This window comes from Segeticoccus rhizosphaerae, from assembly GCF_009192725.1.
GTDB classification, from domain to species: domain Bacteria; phylum Actinomycetota; class Actinomycetes; order Actinomycetales; family Dermatophilaceae; genus Segeticoccus; species Segeticoccus rhizosphaerae.
This window is the reverse complement of the sequence record NZ_VOHR01000635.1, coordinates 1-873: the sequence shown is the minus strand read 5'-3', so window position 1 is coordinate 873 and position 873 is coordinate 1. Positions and strand designations below refer to the sequence as shown.

Sequence of the window (873 nt, the reverse complement as noted above, 5' to 3'; positions counted from 1 at the left end):
GCTCCGGACCGACGGGTGAACAGACCTTGCACCGCCGCCAGCGCCGCCAGGGCCGCGTCGAGCCGGTCGTGGGTGCGGCAGTAGGCGCCCAGATTGGCCGCCTCCATCGCTCCCGGCCCGCCTCCGGTGGCCACCAGCAGACCCGCCTCGGCGAGCCCGTGACCGAGGCGCGCGGCGGCGGCATACTGCTGCGAACCACGTTCGACGGCGTGCCCACCCATGACGCCCACCACGCGGCGGCCGGCGACCAGCTCGTCGAGGGCGTCGCCGATGGAGTCGTCGTGGATGGCGCGCAGCAGGCTCACGAAGGCGTCGTGCCGCGTCGCGGTGTCCAGTGACCAGCGGTAGGCGCGGTTGTCCGGGGTCGCCGTGTAGCCCTCCCGGTCGAGCCCCTCGTAGAGCTCGTGCGGCGTGTAGAGCCGGGCGCGATAGGGGTCGACCGGACAGCGCGGTCCGGTCGGGAAGATGATCGCCCGACCGAGCCGCAGGTGGTGCTCCAGCCGTGGCGACAGCTCGCCGCCGAGCACGACGAGCCCCTCGAAGTCGTCCAGGGCGAGGAGCTGCTCCTCGCGGGCGCGCAGGTCCAGGTCCTGCAGCCGGAGCCCGGCCAGGCTCGTGCGGTCGGCAAGCGCACGGTCGAGCGCGGTCAGGGTGTCGATCTCGGTCGGCATGCCTGCATCATGCCTTGGCAGCCGGCCGGGAAGTGACCGGAACGTGATCCGCGACCGCCAACCCTCGCGCCGGGTCGTGCGTCTGTGGTGGCGCGGACGCGTCGCAGACACCGTCACTCGGGAGGCAACGTCGTGGCACCGATCAGGCTGCGCACCACCGGCGCGCTGACCGGCGCGGCCGTGCTCGCGGCGGCGGCGCTCG

Annotated in this window: 1 protein-coding gene; it reads right to left on the bottom strand. The window is 73.9% G+C overall.

Translation table 11 applies throughout. From position 1 onward, the window contains the following. On the bottom strand, window positions 1–671 hold a 671-nt coding region (locus FRW57_RS22225), incomplete at its 3' end, for an SLOG cluster 4 domain-containing protein (protein ID WP_476748672.1). Window positions 672–873 lie beyond the last annotated feature (202 nt).